This window comes from Arthrobacter rhizophilus (assembly GCF_026241105.1).
Classification (GTDB): Bacteria; Actinomycetota; Actinomycetes; order Actinomycetales; family Micrococcaceae; genus Arthrobacter.
In genome coordinates this window covers 119,580-135,448 of record NZ_JAPFFT010000008.1, presented here as the reverse complement: position 1 = coordinate 135,448, position 15,869 = coordinate 119,580, and the positions used below count along the sequence as shown (strand labels likewise).

Genomic DNA, 15,869 nt, shown 5'->3' with positions numbered 1-15,869 from the left:
GATATCAACAGACCATTGCGGGGCTGCTCTAACTCTATACGGCCAAGTAATGGGTGTGTCGCAATTCACCTTACTCAAGTTACTGATGAGTAACTTTACGTGAAGCGTGGGATTCCGCCAATGCAGACCTGCGGGCTCTCCATCCCAACAGCCAACATGTCAGTACATATGCGGCGCTCGGAATAGGATGGCGACATGCCACTGAATTCATCCAACGACCAGAACCCGGCAAGAGTTCGGAAGATTTCCTGGTCCGGTTCGGCCTCAACCGGCCGACGCCCCGGCTCCACGCACGGAGGCCTGCGCTGGGAGTCCGTGCCGTGGGCCGCGCGCCGTTCCCATCTCGGCCGCAGGGGCCTGGCGATCGGGATCGACATCGGCGGCACGAAGGTGGCAGCGGGAGTCGTGGATCCTTCGGGCCGTGTGGTCGAGGAAGCGCGGCGCTCCACGCCGGGCAATGACGCCCGGGCAGTAGAGCGAGTGATCGTCGAGCTTGTCCAAGAGTTGGGCAGAAGCCATCGGATCGCCTCTGTGGGGATCGGCGCCGCCGGTTGGATGGATCTCGACGGCGGCACGGTGCTTTTCAGCCCGCATCTCGCCTGGCGTAACGAGCCGCTGCGGGAGAACCTGCAGAGCCTGCTGAGGCGCCCGGTACTCGTCACCAACGACGCCGATGCTGCTGCCTGGGCTGAATGGCGCTTCGGCGCAGGGCAAGGCGAGAGCCGCCTCGTCTGCATTACGCTCGGCACCGGCATCGGTGGTGCCATGGTCATGGACGGACGAGTGGAGCGTGGGCGGTTCGGCGTAGCGGGGGAGTTCGGCCACCAGATCGTGGTGCCCGGCGGGCATCGCTGCGAATGCGGCAACCGCGGCTGCTGGGAACAATATGCCTCCGGTAACGCGCTCGGCAGGGAAGCCCGGGAGCTGGCCCTCCGGAATTCGCCGGTTGCCTACGAATTGCTCAAGGCTGCCGGAGGCTCGGCTGAGAACATCACGGGCGTTACCGTAACGGAGCGGGCAAAAGCCGGAGATTCCGCTTCGAGGGAGCTCTTGGAAGAAGTGGGGCACTGGCTCGGGCTTGGCCTGGCGAACCTGGCTGCTGCGCTCGACCCAGGGACATTCGTCATCGGCGGCGGCCTGTGCGACGCCGGCGAGCTTCTGGTTGGCCCCGCGCGGACAGCATTCACCCGGAACCTGACGGGCCGCGGCTTCCGGCCTGCAGCCGCCATCAAGCTTGCGGCCCTCGGACCCCGGGCCGGGATGATCGGTGCCGCCGACCTGTCGCGGGTCAGCGGCAGGGCGCGCGGCTAGTACAAGCTCCGCCGCGCGACAAGGAGCGGTGCGGCAATCCCCCTAGACGCGGGCGCCGTCGTCGTTCTCATCTTTTTCCTGGGGCAGCTTCATGATGAGGTACACCACAGAAGCTAGAAATGCCGCCAAGATGCCCATGACGGCCAGGAGGGGCGCCGAGCGCCAGAACATTGCGGTGAACAGGAGGGCAACTGGACCGCCCACAGCTCCGAGCCAGGCGAGCATGGTCAGCGGTTCAGTACCGGCCAGGCTCGGTGGATCCTCCGGCACGAACCCGTCCTCGTCCTCGACATCAAAGTCACGCGGACCGGTGGCCCCGTTGCCTTCGCGTGCGCCGGGTTCATCGGCGGCGCCCCTCCTGGCCAATCCAAGGGGATCGAAGTCCTGAAAAGAGCGGGACGTCGATGTACCAGGAACCGTGTCCGGTCCTGGACCCGGTTCTGGTCCGGGTTCCTTGGGGAGCTCTTCCGCTAGCCGCGGTTCGTCGAGCGGCGAGGAAGGCATCGACTCAAGCCGCGCCACCAGATCCAGCCAGACGGCGTCGTCGTCTTTGTTGGCGCTCTGGTCCGGTGAGTCGGGTCCAGGCCTATTCATGGGGTGAGTCCCGGAGTTCGGCGCCGGACGGGCGGGCAGGGGCGGAGCTGTTGGCCAGTCCAGCCATCGTTTTTCGGATAAATTCGGCCGAGCCGCGGAAGATTTCCAGCGCATCGTTGTCCAACGTGGCCACGTGGTAGCTGTTCTCCAGGGTGCTGAACTCCATCGGAGCCGTGACGCGCTCCTTCAGCTGCTTGATGCTTCGGTCCGAAACCACATGGTCCACGGAAGAGCGGAAGACGCGCACGGGGGCGGAAATCCGCGGGAGGAGAGTCACGGTGTCCTTGAACATCTTCTTCAGCTCATGGGCAGCGGCGACCGGGGTCCTCGGGTAGGCGCCCTCGTCCATGCCTGGTTTGAGGATGTCGTTGGCAATGGCGGGGGTGGATTTCATGACGTGCTTGAGGACGCCAACCACTGCCGCGCGGGGGTCGTCAATCACCAGGCCAGGGTTGACCACGATGGTGCCGGCGACGGGGCGAGTGGCCGCGATCCGGAGAGCCAGCGTCCCGCCCATCGACAGGCCGGCAGCGAAAACGAAATCGCACTCGGCCTGGAGCTCGAGATACGCCACATCCACAGCATGGTGCCACTCCTGCCAGTGCCGCGTAGCCATGTCCTGCCACGTGGTCCCATGGCCCGGAAGCAAAGGTAGGCGCACGGCGTAGCCTTCCGCTGCAAGATGCTCCGCCCACGGGCGCATGCTGTGCGGACTGCCAGTGAAGCCGTGGCTCATCACCACGCCGATGCTCGGTCCACTACCGGTGAAACTGCTGGCGTACGGGGAGGGATCAGGGAGAGTGTTCATGATGACTCCGAGGCTACTCTGTTGGCGGCATGCTGCAGGAAAAAGGTGGTCGATTCCTCTAGTATCGTCGCCGCGTCCACGTCAAGGGTGGCGACATGGACGCTGATGCTGAGCAGGCTGTCCGTAAAAGCATGGCAAATGGCTACCCCGGTGCCGGCGTTTTGACCGTGGCCAGGGTAGTGCAAAGGGCTAATGACGCCCGGAACACTGCTTTCCGTCATGAGTCCATCGTGTCATTGTTCTGGACATTTCTCACTGGAGTAGGGTGGCTTCTGAGTGCCGGCCGGGACCGTCCGGACGCCGAGCAGACGCCGCCCCGGAGAGGAACCAAAGTGTTCTATTGGGTCATGAAACGGATCTTTTTGGGTCCGGTTCTCAAATTGCTGTTCCGTCCTTGGGTCAAGGGCCTCGACAACGTTCCGCACGATGGTCCCGCGATTCTGGCCTCCAATCATTTGTCTTTTTCGGACTCGATCTTCATGCCGGTGATGGTGCCTCGACCCGTCAGCTTTCTGGCGAAGTCCGAGTACTTCACGGGTACGGGACTCAAGGGCAGGCTCACGGCCATGTTCTTCCGGCTCACCAACCAGTTGCCCATGGACCGTTCGGGTGGGGCGGCGTCCGAGCGTTCCTTGCAAGCCGGCAGGGATGTCCTGGCTGCTGGCGGCCTGCTGGGGATCTACCCCGAGGGCACCCGCAGTCCCGATGCCAAGCTGTACCGGGGCAAAGTGGGAGTCGCCAAACTTACGCTCCAAACCCGGGTACCCGTTGTTCCCGTGGCGATGATCGGCACCGAAAAGGTCCAACCCATCGGCAAGCGTTTGCCCAATATCCGCCGCATCGGGATCATTTTCGGCCAGCCGCTCGACTTCAGCCGGTACTACGGCCAAGAGGAAGACCGCGCCGTCCAACGGGCCGTGACCGATGAAATCATGTCCGAGCTCATGCGGCTCTCCGGGCAGGAATATGTGGACGAATACGCCGCCGTCGTCAAGCAGCGACTGGCCGGGCAGCTTCCAGGCCCGGAGGGCGGTAACGGAACAATTCCTGCCGATACCGGGAAGGAAGACAAGCCTCGGTCCGCCGGGGGATCGGAGCCGGACGACGGCGACGGCACACTGACCGGAAAAGTATGACGGCCACGCGAATATCGGTTACGGCAGCCGTGCGCAGAACAGTGGGCAAGGCAACTAGTCTTGGAGAGTGACTGAGCTATCCGCGAACCCCGCACCGTCCGTGACCGGCCCCCTGACTAGTTCCCTGGGCAGCCCCCTGACCAGCACCGCGCAAAGTGGCGCGGCAAACTATCCTGGCTTGGACGATTGGCGCCAACTGCCTATCTCGCAGCAACCCACCTGGACCGATAGGGGCGTCTTCGATGCCTCGGTCAAAGAACTCTCCGTGCTTCCGCCGCTGGTTTTCGCCGGTGAAGTCGACATATTGCGCGAGCGCTTGGCCGCCGCAGCCCAGGGCAAGGCTTTCCTTCTTCAAGGTGGCGACTGCGCGGAGACTTTCGAGGACGCCACAGCTGACAAGATCAGCGCCCGTGTCCGCACCATCCTGCAGATGGCCGTTGTCCTCACTTATGGCGCGGCGATGCCGGTCATCAAGATGGGTCGCATGGCCGGCCAGTTCGCCAAGCCGCGATCCTCGAACGAAGAGACCCGCGACGGCGTGACGCTGCCTGCCTACCGCGGCGACATCGTCAACGGTTACGACTTCACTCCGGAGTCCAGGGCCCACGACGCCAGCCGCATGCTGAAGGCTTACCACACCTCGGCCTCCACACTGAACCTCATCCGAGCCTTCACGCAAGGCGGCTTCGCCGATCTTCGCCTGGTGCACCTCTGGAACAAGGGCTTCACCGAAAACCCCGCCCATGCCCGCTACGAGTCCTTGGCGAGGGACATCGACCGCGCCATAAAGTTCATGGCGTCCTGCGGTGCCGATTTCGAAGCCCTCAAGCGCGTGGAGTTCTTCGCGAGCCACGAGGCGCTGCTGCTTGACTACGAGCGTGCCCTTACGCGCATCGACTCCCGCACGGGACTTCCATACGACACCTCCGGCCACTTCCTCTGGATCGGGGAGCGTACGCGTGAGCTCGATCATGCGCACGTGGACTTCCTGTCCCGTGTCCGCAACCCCATCGGCGTCAAGCTCGGTCCCGGAACCAAAGGAGACGACGCGCTGCGGCTCATTGACAAGCTGGACCCGAATCGCGAGCCAGGCCGCCTCACCTTCATCACCCGGATGGGTTCCAAGAACATCCGGGAGAAGCTGCCCGCCGTCGTCGAGAAGGTCACTGCCTCCGGCGCGCAGGTTCTCTGGGTCACGGACCCGATGCATGGGAACACGGTCACCTCGCCCAACGGGTACAAGACCCGCAACTTCGACGACGTCGTGGACGAAGTCCGCGGTTTCTTCGAGGTACACCACGCCCTGGGCACTGTACCGGGGGGCTTGCACATGGAGATGACCGGCGACGACGTCGCGGAATGTTTGGGCGGTGCCGATCCCATTGACCAGGACGCTTTCCTGGACCGCTACGAGTCCGTGTGCGATCCCCGCCTGAACCATATGCAGTCCCTTGAGATGGCATTCCTTGTGGCTGGGGCCCTCACAAAGCGATAGTCCAGCACGCAGGCCGCATACGGGAAAGGCGATCCGGAATGTTCCGGATCGCCTTTCCTGTATGCGGGCGTCCTACACCACGGTCAAGGTGACGACGGAGCCCTCTGGCGCATCGCTGTCCACGGGGTTCTGGTCCCGGACTGTGCCGAAAAAGCCACCAAGGACGTTGTTGATCTTGACGTCGAATCCCAGCGATTCCAAAGCTTTGCGTGCGGCATCCGCCTGCTTCCCGATGAAGCTGGAAACATGCACCAGTTTCGGTCCCTTGGACAGGGTCAACGTGACTGGCTCGCCACGGGTCAAAGTGCCGTTGGCAGGGGTCTGGCTGACCACGGCCCCCGCGGGAACCTTCTTGTCATTGACGGGTTCCGGCGCAATTTTGGCGGTCAGCCCGGCGTCGCTGATCGCTTTAACGGCTGCTTGCTGGGTCATGCCACGGACATCGGGGACGGGCAGGGGCTGAGGTCCTTTGGAAACCACCAATGCCACCGGGGTGCCGTGGCGGACTGCCGTGTCCTGGACCGGGGACTGGGAGATGACCGAGCCGGAAGGAACTTTGTCGTCATACTGCTCTGTGACGTTGCCGAGCGTCATTCCTGCCGTGCCAAGGGCATTCTTGGCCTGGTCCAGCGTCAGGCCCGTCATCGCAGTGAGCGGAAACAACTGCGGTCCCTTCGAAACGAAGAGCGACACGGGTTGGAACTTCCGGATTACCTGACCGGATGCGGGCTCCGTGCCAACCGCTAGCCCGGCCGTGACCTGATCGTCGAATACGTCCCTCGGTTCAGACTGGAAGCCGGCGGTTCTCAGTAGCTGCTGGGCTTCCGCAACCGTCTTGTTTTTCGTGTCCGGAATGGTTCCGGGCGAGCCTGGCCCCATGCCGAAGAACCAGCCCGCGGCGGTGGCGAGGATTGCGAGGACAATCACGACAACCGTCCAGATCACGGCACGGCGGCGCGGATTGCCCTCCTGCAAAGAGCGCGATGGGGTGGCCGCGGCGCGGGCGCGGTCCTTTTCTTCCTGGCGAGCCATTCTCTTGATGTCGCGTTTGCTCGCCGGTGCAGGCCGATCCGTGGGCAACACTGCTTGAACCGTCGTCTCACCGGGGGAGAAGCCCGACGGCGGCAGCACCGTGGTCGGATTGCGCTGGCTTGAGATGATCTCTGTCGGGCGGCCGATTCTTTCCAAAGTCTCCGTGCGTTCGGCATGGAAAGGGGCGAATACTGCGGTTGCCCCAGCCTCTTGTCCGCTTTCTGCCCCCGAGACAAGCGCCTTGGCGGCAGGCGGGCTGATGTCCAACTGTCCGTCGCTCAGGGTTGTCCGGATATGCCGCAATTCCGACAAGAGTGCGGAACCGTCCACCGGACGCTCTTCGGGGTCCTTTGCGGTGCACCATTGGACGAGTTCGTCAATGTCCGCAGCGAGTCCTGGAACAGCGAGCGACGGCGGCACCACGCTCGCGTTGACGTGCTGGTAAGCCACTTGGATTGGAACGTCGCCGGAATAGGGTTGCTCGCCGGTGAGCATCTCGTAGAGCATGATGCCGGCAGAGTAAATGTCGCTCCGGGCGTCGGCGGGCTTGCCTAAGACCAGTTCGGGAGCCAAGTAGGCAACCGTGCCGATCAGGGCACCAGTGCTCGTGTTCGCCGTCACCGCCCGGGCCAAGCCGAAATCGCCCACCTTGATGCGGCCGTCGTCGGCGATCAGGACGTTCTCCGGCTTCACGTCGCGGTGTATCAGCCCGGCTGCGTGGGCGGCAGCCAGTCCTTCGATGACGGGATCTATCAGTGCGAAGGCCAGCCGGGGCGGAAGCGCGCTCTTTTCGTTGAGGACATCGCGGAGCGTGTGCCCCTTGATGTATTCCATGACGATGTATGCAATGTGGCCGTCCTGTCCCTGGTCGAGGACGCCGACCACATGCGGGTGGGACAGGCTGGCGGCCGCCCGAGCCTCGCGCCGAAGGCGGTCAAGGAAGTTTTGGTCGTTGGTCAGATGCGGATGCAGCACTTTGAGCGCCACGTCGCGGTCGAGTCGCTCGTCAGTGGCGAGGTAGACAGTGGACATTCCGCCGCCGGCCAGGCGCGATCGGACGAGGTAGCGCCCGTCCACGAGGGATCCGAGGAGATGGTCCGAAACTTGTTCCTGCACCCTACGATCCTAGTTGAGCAAAAACACGGGCCCGAATCGGCATGCGATCCGGGCCCGGGTTTGCGGTGTGGTTCAGCTGAAGTTTTTCTTGTGCGCCAGGATTGCGGCCACGTAGGCCTTGGTGTCGTCGTACATGCCGTGCTTGCTCACCGAGTACTGGCCCTGGTAGTAACCTGCGATGGCCGTGTTCACGTCCTTGCTGGTGTTCACCAGCGCCCGAATGATCGCGACGCCGGCAGTGACGTTGTCGTACGGGTCGAGAAGGTTGAGCTTGCGTCCTACTAGTTGGGAGGCCCATTCGCCGGAGGAAGGAATCACCTGCATGGTGCCGATGGCGTTGGCAGGTGAGACCGCACGCTGGTTGAAGCCGGATTCCTGGAAGGCGAATGCCATGGCCAGGGAGGGGTCTACGCCCATGCGGCGGGCAGTGTCGGCCACGATCCCCTTCATCTGGGCGGTGCTGGGAACCGGAGCAGCATTGAGGAGCGCCTTGTTCGCGTTGGCTGAACTGACGACAGCCGCGGGGTAGGTGTAGCCGAGGAATGTGCTCGGGACCAAGGGGGCAGTGACGGGAGCCGGAGCGGCGGGAGCGCCGGGGATGGCGAGCTTCTGGCCCGGGTAAATGACGGTACTCATTGACAAGTGGTTTGCCGAGAGCAGCGACGATAGGGAGACGCCAAGGCGGGACGCGATACCGCCCAAAGTGTCGCCGGACTTGATGGTGTAAGCGCCGGTATCGGCAAGCGCCGGTGCTGTGGGCGCGGGAGCCGAAGCCGGTGCCGGCGCCGCAGGAGCCGGTGCGCTTGTTCCGGACCCGACCTTGATCTGCTGGCCCGGGTAGATGATGGACCGGTTGTTAAGGCCGTTCCAGCTGAAGACATCGGACAGGGCCACTCCATTGCGGGCGGCAATACCGCTTAGGGTATCGCCGGACTTGACGGTGTAAGTCGCTGCCCCGGACGACGACGACGGGCTGGGGGCAGGGCTTGGCGCGGCCGGTGTCGGCGCAGCAGTCCCTGAACCGGACAGTTTGATCTGCTGCCCCGGGTAGATGATGGTGTTGGCCGAGAGCCCGTTGAGCTCCAGCACTGTGTTGGTGTTCAGCTCGTAGCGGGCAGCGATGCCGCTGATGGTATCGCCCCGGACGATCGTGTACATGGCCGGAACGGCTGGAGCCATCGGTTGCATCGAAGCCGGGATTGTCGAGGCAACGGCAGACGCCGGTATGACGTTGGCGGACACGGCCGAAGCCTGGGCCTTCATGGCGGCGGCCAGGGTGGCCGGCATCCGCTGAGGCTGTACCGCCGGTAGTGCAGTTGCCGATTGGGCAAGCGCCAGTGAAGAGAGCATGACGACGGGCAGAGCCGCTGTAGTGGCCGCAATTTTGGGCATGCTCGTTGTCTTCTTGTGCGAGCGGGGCGTCGTCATGGAAGCAATCCTCATCTCAGCAGCGGATATTTGGGAATGCCGCTGTTGCCAGTGATACCAGTGTTACTAAAGTGGTTAGTGATGCAAATGTGATCAATGTGAATCTCTCACATTTTTCGGTTATGCACAAGAAATCCCGGGGTTTTCGATTCTTGGGCATTCACGGCCATAAATCCTGCCCTTGCCGCCGGGCTGGCTAGGCGCAAAGCGTACCGGCGTGGCAATCTTGATCCGTGAGTAATGTAGAAAGCCTCGTTTCCGATTGGCTGCCGCTGCCCGATGTCGCAGAGCTGCTGAACGTTTCAATCACCAAAGTCCACGGTCTTCTGGATGAGCGTGCAGTTGTGGCTGTGAGGGTGGGCGAAAGGAACATCCGTTCGATTCCCGCCCTTTTCATCCAGGACGGTCATGTGGTGGACAGCCTGAAGGGCACCATTGCAGTGCTTGGCGATGCAGGGTACACGGATGAGGAGCTCATTGCATGGCTCTTCACCGCGGACGAGTCGCTGCGCGGCCGTCCTGTCGATGCGTTGCGTGAAGGGCGCAAGACTGAAATCCGACGCAGGGCCCAATCGCTGGCCTGGTAAAGGACCCGCATTTAATACAGTGGTGGCGGCAGGAAACTGCCGCCACCACTCTATTAGGCCGTATATTCAGGCGGCTTTTCACCTGGATTTAATCAAGAATTCATGCGGCCCGGCTGACAGCGGCCTCGGCCAACTGCCGGAGTGCAGTGAGTGGCAGTTCAGCCAGGGGTAGGCGGTCCAACGCTTCGAAAGCTTCGTTGCTGAGCTCTTCGATCATTGCTTCCGTGGCTTCGAGCGCTCCGCAATCCACGATGATACGCCTGATCTCGGCAACCTCGGCCTCACCGAGGTCCTGCCTTCCGAGCATGGAGTCGATGGAGGCGGAATCGGCAGCTCCGGCTTGGTTGATGGCAACGCCGACCAACACGGTCCGCTTGCCTTCGCGCAGGTCATCGCCCGCTGGCTTTCCAGTCGTCCCGGGGTCGCCGAAGACGCCCAAGACGTCGTCGCGCAGCTGGAATGCCTCACCAAGCGGGAGCGCGAAGGCGGAATAGCCTTGAAGGAGCTCCTTGCTTGCGCCGGCCAAGGCGCCCCCAAGCGCCAGGGGGTGTTCTGTCGAATACTTTGCCGACTTGAAACGGATGATGGACTGGGCTCGCTTTACGGCACCCGCGCGATCCCGAAATGGACCTGCTACTTCCTCCAGGATGTCCAGATACTGCCCCGCCATGACCTCGGCGCGCATCAGATTGAAGATCCGCCGCGCAGAGGTCCCGGAAGCAGCCTTGGCGCCGATCTGCGTGAACGCCTCCTCGCTGAAGGACAGGCACAGGTCCCCAGTGAGAATAGCGGCAGCGTGCCCGAAACGTTCGCTGTCCAGTGCCCAGCCCTCGCGCTCATGGAGTTGGCTGAACCGTTTGTGGACGCTGGGACCTCCGCGCCGGGTATCAGAGCGGTCGATGATGTCATCGTGAATCAGGGCCGCGGCTTGGAAGAGTTCCAAGGCGCAGCCGGCCGTGATGATGTCCGGATGCCCAGACTCACCTCCGGCCCCTCGCCACCCCCAGTAGCACATCAATGCCCGGAGGCGCTTCCCGCCTGTCACGAGGTTCGTGATGGAGCCCATGAGGGGAGTGACATCGGAGGATATGGTCGACATGGTCTCTTGTTGGGCACCAAGGAAGCCGTTAAGTTTGGCGGCGACGTCGGCAACAAAACGGCCCTGTTCCGCAGCGAGGCTTTCCGTAGTCACTTGACGGACCCGGCGGCCACGTTGGCACCGATGGTGAATGTGGATTTACCGGCGTTTTCCACCACCGAGATGTTCACCGTTTCATTGTCCCCACGCAGGAAGTCTTTTGATTTGATACTTCCCACAGTGTTGCCGGGAACTTCTTTGAAACCCTGTGCCGTGAGCGCAGATGTATAAAAGGCCACCACGGTGTCCGCGGGCGATGCAATGGTGCCGACCAAGGCCACCGAAGCCGGGGAGGTGTTCTTGTCGAAACTGCTGGACTCCACGGCTGCCTGGGGCATCAGGGGAATCAGTTGTTGCGGGAACCCCGGTACGAGGGCTCCGACCGTCGCGGACGCCCCCGGGTTGGCCGTGGAAGAAGTAGTCTGCGCGGGACTTGCCGAAGCAGCCGCCGGCCCGGACGATGTTGGCATCGGCCCTTGGGATACCGTGCTGGCAGGGGACCCCCCGCAAGCCGAAATGGTCAACACGACACCCGTGGCCAACAGGGCCAGGCTGACGGGTTGAGGCTTTCCAAAGAGCTTCACAGGGATTTCCTCCTGGGGACGACGCCGGATGCTGCTTCCAGCTTAGGGTGCCGGAAGCTGCCTCCAGTTTAACGGGTTCAGCGGCATAGGATTTCCTTGTGAAACCACATGCAGAGGACCCCGGGCAAGGACTCACCCCGGATCCCGCTGCGCTGCGGGAGCTGAGGCGCACCAGCATCCTCCACGTGGACATGGATGCCTTCTTTGTCACGGTTGAATTGCGCACCCGTCCTGAACTCCGCGGAAGACCTGTCATTGTGGGCTTCCCGGTGGATCGCTCCGTTGTGCTGTCGGCCTCCTACGAAGCGCGTGCCCTGGGCGTAAGGTCCGCCATGCCCATGGCCAACGCCATGCGGATGTGCCCCAAAGCGGTCATCATCGAACCACGCCACAGCCTCTACTACGAGGTCTCCCGGCAGTTGATGGGAATCTTTGAATCAATTACTGACCTCGTGGAGCCCCTGAGCGTCGACGAAGCTTTCCTGGACGTTGGCGGGGCGATCAGGAGATTGGGTCCGCCACTTCAGATCGGACATCTGATCCGGCGCCGTGTCGCCTCAGAGCTAGGAATTACGGCGTCCGTCGGGATTGCCGCCAACAAGTTCGTTGCCAAAATTGCTTCCACGCGCTGCAAGCCCGACGGCCTGCTACTCGTTGAGGCGGACCAGACCGTCGCGTATCTGCATAGTCTTCCTGTAAACGCCTTGTGGGGAGTCGGGGCCAAAACTGCCGATGACCTTGCCAGGCTGGGGATCCGCACCGTGGCCGATGTTGCGGCAACACCGCTTTCTTCCTTGAAAAGGGTCCTCGGAGCTTCGGGAGAGCACGTCCATCGATTGTCCATGGGTCTGGATCCGCGGCCGGTTACGCCCACACGCTTGGAAAAGAGCATTGGCTCCGAAGAAACGTTCGCGGTTGATACCCCGGACGATGCACTGCTGCACCGCGAGTTGCTCAGGCTCTCCCACCGCACCGCTTCACGGCTGCGGACTGCCGGGATGCTGGCCCGGACAATCGCGCTGAAGCTGCGCTATGCCGATTTTTCGACAATCAGCCGCAGCAAGACGATGCACACACCGGTGGACAGCGCCCAGCTGATCTATCAAGTGGCGAGCCAGTTGCTGGGGTCCTTGGGGGACAGACCCATGAGCGTGCGCCTTGTGGGTGTACGGGCCGAGCAGCTCGAACCGGCCGAACACGCCTCGCTGCAGTTGAGCCTGGATCGCAGGGATGACAACTGGCGGGCGGCTGAGCAGGCGCTGGACCGCGTCAGCGAGCGATTCGGCAGCAAAACCGTCCTTCCGGCGAGGCTTCTGGAACCGCAGACAGAGCCCAATGAGCCGGGATCTCCGTAGCTGTCGAAGAGGTCTTTGTGTGCCTCCGGCGTGTCTTTCAGAACAGCGGCCAACAAACTATCCTAGAGATACACAGATTTAGACCGTCTGGATGAATTGCTCCGTTATGTCTGTTCCGTGAGACCGTGTTCACAAGACCCGGTCTTCGGGAACCCTTTTTTGGATTCGTCCGTTCAAAAGGAACAGAGGCAACGGCCGCGGCGTATCCAGACGCTGGCCGACTAAAGGAGGTCGCGATGCCCCTCTCGGAGCACGAACAGAAGCTCCTCGAGCAACTCGAGAAGCAACTGCATGAGGACGATCCGAAGTTTGCCAATTCAATGGGCTCTGACCCCATTCGTTCATGGTCAACCAGGCACATCGTTATTGGCGTTCTAGGCACTATCGCCGGGATCCTCTTGCTGTTGGTAGGTGTGTCGTTGCAGAACATCTTCGTTGGTGTGCTGGGCTTCATCGTCATGGGCGCCGGCGTTTACTTCGCGACCCTGCGAAGGGCTATCGGCGGCAAGACGAAGAATTCCAAACCCGGTAAGGCCAGGAACTCATTCATGAGCAATCTTGAGGAGCGTTGGGACGAGCGTCGCCGCGGCGAAGAGTAGTTGAGAGCCCTCAAATAGCGCTCGTCTTCCGCAGGAAGCCGAGGCCCTCCACATTGCACCACCAGGCGCTGGCGTGATTGCGAAAAGACCCGAATTTCGGGTCTTTTCGCATTTAATGCCCGGTTCGCAGTGTCCCAGGAGGGTGTGAGCACGGCGTTGCTCCGCCGTCGCGCCCTCCCGGGAAGGCCGCCGCAGAATCCGCTCCACTTTCCACCACGCACGAAATCGCCGTGTTTTCAGGCGCCCTCATTTCGAAAGTGGGGCAGAAACACGCCGGATTGCGTTGACTGTGGGGGCTTGTGGAGTAAAGTGGAGCAAGTAAGAGGGTAGTGGCGGCGTTGGGCAGGTACGGGCACCTTTGACAGATGGGGCGGTGGGCCAGTGTTTCTTGGCACGCATTCGCCGCGTCTGGACGAAAAGGGCCGGATCTTCCTCCCCGCCAAGTTCCGCGAGGAACTTGCTGACGGCTTGGTGCTCACAAGAGGCCAGGAGCGTTGCATCTACGTCTTCAGCCAGCGGGAATTCGAACGTATTCACGAATCCATGCGGGAGGCCCCCATCTCCTCCAAGCAGTCACGTGACTACATCCGGGTTTTCCTGTCCGGAGCCTCTGACGAGGTACCCGACAAGCAGGGGCGCGTGACAATTCCGCAGGCGCTCCGGACCTACGCGGGTCTCGATCGGGAACTGGCGGTCATCGGCGCCGGAACCCGGGCGGAGATCTGGGATGCCCAAGCTTGGGATGAGTACCTGGCCGAGAAGGAAGCCGCCTTCTCGGAGACCGACGACGACAAGCTCCCCGGGTTCTTTTAGAAGCCGGGCCAAGAAGCAGCAAGGCTTCTTGGATGGGATCTCCAGCCGCCCATCACGTTGTTTTCCTGGCTCACCTTCCCCGGAGCCAGGCGGACACTGCGATAGGCGCGGATGGGGATCCGACCCAAGAAGCAACCAACTGACCGGCAGATGCACCGAACAATTCAGCACTGAGGAGGCCGCATGGAGGAGCAAGACGCGCCAAAACCAACCTCGGAGCGCCATGTGCCGGTCCTGAAGGACCGGTGCATCAATTTGTTGGCCCCCGGTTTTGAAGCGGCCCGCAGCCGTGGAGAGACGCCCGTGGCCATCGACGCAACGTTGGGAATGGGCGGCCACTCCGAAGCGATGCTTCAACGTTTCCCCGATCTCCACCTTGTTGGAATAGACCGGGACGAAGAGGCCCTCACTCTGGCAGGAGCGCGACTGGAGCCGTTCGAGGCCCGCACTGATCTTGTACATGCCGTCTATGACGAGATTGAAGACGTCCTTGCGGATCTTGGCATCCCCGAGGTGCACGGCATCCTCATGGACCTCGGAGTGTCTTCCCTTCAGCTGGACGAGCGGGAGCGTGGCTTTGCCTACTCCTACGACGCACCACTGGACATGCGCATGGACACGAGCCGCGGCCAGACGGCCGCTGACGTTGTCAACAACTATTCCGAAGAGGACTTGGTTCGGATCATCCGCAAATGGGGCGAGGAGAAGTTCGCCGGCAGGATCGCCAATCGCATCGTCGCGGCGAGGGCCAACAAACCATTTGCCACCACGGGAGAACTGGTAGAGCAGATTCGCGGCGTGGTTCCTGCATCGGCGGCAAAATCCGGAGGACATCCGGCAAAGCGGACGTTCCAGGCTTTGCGGATTGAAGTCAACGAGGAGCTCGACGTCTTGGAAAGGGCGGTACCTGCTGCTCTCTCGGCCTCAGCAATGGGGGGACGCGTGGTGGTGATGTCTTATCACTCGCTCGAAGACAAGATCGTCAAGTCAGCGTTCCAGTCACGGTCCAAGTCATCAGCTCCGCTCGGTTTCCCGGTGGAGCTCGAGGAACACAAACCGGAATTCAAGACCTTGACCAAAGGCACGGAAGTGCCGACGCCCGAAGAAATCGCCGAAAACCCGCGTGCGGCATCCGCCCGGCTGCGGGCAGTGGAACGCATCAAAGCGAGGAGAACAGCATGAGCACCGCCGCCGCGAAGATCCTGCCGACTACGGTGGGCAACACAGCGCGTGCCCTGCCCGTCCGTGGACCGGAGCGCGACGCCCCCCGCAAGGCGCGGACCCCGCTCTCGCTCGTGCAGAGTGTGCCCGGAAGACGACGTACTCCGTTCGTCGTCTTTTGCTTCGGCGTCCTCGCCGCGGCACTGTTGACGGTCCTGGTGCTAAACATCTCTGTTTCCACAGCCCAGTATGATCTCGTGAAGCTCAGGAACGATGCTGCTTCCCTGAACAAGCAGAACCAGGATTTGACACAGCAGGTCCAGAACTTCCAAGCTCCGCAAAATCTGGCGGCCAAGGCCGCAGAATTGGGAATGGTAGCTTCCACTGCCACGGGCCAGATCGATCTGGACAGCCTGACGGTCACAGGTAAAGCGACGCCGGCAGTCAAGGGACAGAATCCCGGTGCTGTCATAGCTGCTCCTGCGGTTGCAGGTCAGCTCAGTGTCGTACCTCCTGCAACCGCCAAGGATCCGTTGGAAAACCGCAAGCCAGCAGGAACTGCCGACTCCACACCGGCCAAGCCGGAGGCGCCCGCGGCTCCTGTGGCACCCCAGCCGCCGGTTGTGGATCTTCACGGTGGTTCGGTCCCCGCTCCACAACAGAAGGTGCCCGGGCAATAGCCTCCAGCCGACCTGATTTCAGGGTAAACAGC

15 protein-coding genes are annotated in these 15,869 nt (G+C 62.3%); 9 read left to right on the top strand and 6 right to left on the bottom strand.

What is annotated here, in order from left to right:
* Window positions 1–195 precede the first annotated feature (195 nt).
* On the top strand, window positions 196–1,311 hold the full coding sequence (locus OOZ51_RS09175) for an ROK family glucokinase (protein WP_265979070.1): 1,116 nt from the start codon (window positions 196–198) through the stop codon (window positions 1,309–1,311).
* A 42-nt stretch (window positions 1,312–1,353) separates the two neighbouring features.
* On the opposite strand, the gene OOZ51_RS09170 is transcribed toward OOZ51_RS09175, so the two are convergent.
* Both OOZ51_RS09170 and OOZ51_RS09165 read right to left on the bottom strand, forming a co-directional pair.
* Complete coding sequence (locus OOZ51_RS09170) at window positions 1,354–1,905, bottom strand: hypothetical protein (protein ID WP_265979069.1); 552 nt, start codon at window positions 1,903–1,905, stop codon at window positions 1,354–1,356.
* Window positions 1,898–2,713 (bottom strand): alpha/beta hydrolase, encoded by an 816-nt coding sequence (locus OOZ51_RS09165; protein WP_265979067.1) that lies wholly within the window; start codon window positions 2,711–2,713, stop codon window positions 1,898–1,900. The genes OOZ51_RS09170 and OOZ51_RS09165 overlap by 8 nt, the downstream gene beginning before the upstream one ends.
* A gap of 332 nt (window positions 2,714–3,045) precedes the next feature.
* On the opposite strand from OOZ51_RS09165, the gene OOZ51_RS09160 reads away from it, so the two are divergent.
* Together OOZ51_RS09160 and OOZ51_RS09155 are read left to right on the top strand one after the other, a co-directional pair.
* The gene (locus tag OOZ51_RS09160; RefSeq protein ID WP_265979127.1) at window positions 3,046–3,849 is read left to right on the top strand and encodes a lysophospholipid acyltransferase family protein; all 804 of its coding nucleotides are present in this window, start codon (window positions 3,046–3,048) and stop codon (window positions 3,847–3,849) included.
* Between the two features lie 67 nt (window positions 3,850–3,916).
* Complete coding sequence (locus OOZ51_RS09155) at window positions 3,917–5,344, top strand: class II 3-deoxy-7-phosphoheptulonate synthase (protein ID WP_416346365.1); 1,428 nt, start codon at window positions 3,917–3,919, stop codon at window positions 5,342–5,344.
* A gap of 72 nt (window positions 5,345–5,416) precedes the next feature.
* Here the strand turns inward: OOZ51_RS09155 and pknB are convergent, their stop codons facing one another.
* Window positions 5,417–7,492: a Stk1 family PASTA domain-containing Ser/Thr kinase gene (gene pknB / locus OOZ51_RS09150; RefSeq protein ID WP_265979065.1), complete on the bottom strand. Its 2,076-nt coding sequence runs from the start codon at window positions 7,490–7,492 to the stop codon at window positions 5,417–5,419.
* Between the two features lie 72 nt (window positions 7,493–7,564).
* A complete protein-coding gene (locus OOZ51_RS09145; RefSeq protein ID WP_265979064.1) occupies window positions 7,565–8,920 on the bottom strand; it encodes a LysM peptidoglycan-binding domain-containing protein in 1,356 nt (451 codons plus the stop codon).
* Window positions 8,921–9,153: 233 nt separating this feature from the next.
* Here OOZ51_RS09145 and OOZ51_RS09140 point away from each other — a divergent pair, with 233 nt between their 5' ends.
* Window positions 9,154–9,507, top strand: coding sequence for an Rv2175c family DNA-binding protein (locus OOZ51_RS09140; protein WP_265979063.1), 354 nt, complete (start codon window positions 9,154–9,156; stop codon window positions 9,505–9,507).
* Window positions 9,508–9,607: 100 nt separating this feature from the next.
* On the opposite strand, the gene OOZ51_RS09135 is transcribed toward OOZ51_RS09140, so the two are convergent.
* On the bottom strand, window positions 9,608–10,699 hold the full coding sequence (locus tag OOZ51_RS09135; RefSeq protein ID WP_265979061.1) for a polyprenyl synthetase family protein: 1,092 nt from the start codon (window positions 10,697–10,699) through the stop codon (window positions 9,608–9,610).
* The gene (locus OOZ51_RS09130) at window positions 10,696–11,229 is read right to left on the bottom strand and encodes a hypothetical protein (protein WP_265979059.1); all 534 of its coding nucleotides are present in this window, start codon (window positions 11,227–11,229) and stop codon (window positions 10,696–10,698) included. Before OOZ51_RS09130 ends, OOZ51_RS09135 begins: the two co-directional genes overlap by 4 nt.
* Before the next feature lie 98 nt (window positions 11,230–11,327).
* On the opposite strand from OOZ51_RS09130, the gene dinB reads away from it, so the two are divergent.
* From dinB to ftsL, 5 genes are all read left to right on the top strand, one after another.
* A complete protein-coding gene (gene dinB / locus OOZ51_RS09125) occupies window positions 11,328–12,584 on the top strand; it encodes a DNA polymerase IV (protein WP_265979057.1) in 1,257 nt (418 codons plus the stop codon).
* Between the two features lie 236 nt (window positions 12,585–12,820).
* Window positions 12,821–13,183 carry an SCO2097 family morphological protein gene (locus OOZ51_RS09120; protein WP_265979056.1) on the top strand — a complete coding sequence of 121 codons (363 nt, stop codon included), beginning with the start codon at window positions 12,821–12,823 and terminating at the stop codon, window positions 13,181–13,183.
* Window positions 13,184–13,564: 381 nt separating this feature from the next.
* Entirely contained in the window at window positions 13,565–13,996 is a 432-nt protein-coding gene (mraZ, locus tag OOZ51_RS09115) for a division/cell wall cluster transcriptional repressor MraZ (RefSeq protein ID WP_265979054.1), read from the top strand.
* Between the two features lie 183 nt (window positions 13,997–14,179).
* Window positions 14,180–15,178: a 16S rRNA (cytosine(1402)-N(4))-methyltransferase RsmH gene (rsmH, locus tag OOZ51_RS09110; protein WP_265979053.1), complete on the top strand. Its 999-nt coding sequence runs from the start codon at window positions 14,180–14,182 to the stop codon at window positions 15,176–15,178.
* Window positions 15,175–15,837: a cell division protein FtsL gene (gene ftsL, locus OOZ51_RS09105; RefSeq protein ID WP_265979051.1), complete on the top strand. Its 663-nt coding sequence runs from the start codon at window positions 15,175–15,177 to the stop codon at window positions 15,835–15,837. The genes rsmH and ftsL overlap by 4 nt, the downstream gene beginning before the upstream one ends.
* Window positions 15,838–15,869 lie beyond the last annotated feature (32 nt).

What these genes read in the sequence shown, in the direction of transcription:
- OOZ51_RS09165 (WP_265979067.1), bottom strand. Translation starts at nt 2,713, where the DNA reads ATGAACACTCTCCCTGATCCCTCCCCGTACGCCAGCAGTTTCACCGGT.
- OOZ51_RS09170 (WP_265979069.1), bottom strand. Translation starts at nt 1,905, where the DNA reads ATGAATAGGCCTGGACCCGACTCACCGGACCAGAGCGCCAACAAAGAC.
- rsmH (WP_265979053.1), top strand. Translation starts at nt 14,180, where the DNA reads ATGGAGGAGCAAGACGCGCCAAAACCAACCTCGGAGCGCCATGTGCCG.
- OOZ51_RS09175 (WP_265979070.1), top strand. Translation starts at nt 196, where the DNA reads ATGCCACTGAATTCATCCAACGACCAGAACCCGGCAAGAGTTCGGAAG.
- OOZ51_RS09120 (WP_265979056.1), top strand. Translation starts at nt 12,821, where the DNA reads ATGCCCCTCTCGGAGCACGAACAGAAGCTCCTCGAGCAACTCGAGAAG.
- OOZ51_RS09145 (WP_265979064.1), bottom strand. Translation starts at nt 8,920, where the DNA reads ATGACGACGCCCCGCTCGCACAAGAAGACAACGAGCATGCCCAAAATT.
- ftsL (WP_265979051.1), top strand. Translation starts at nt 15,175, where the DNA reads ATGAGCACCGCCGCCGCGAAGATCCTGCCGACTACGGTGGGCAACACA.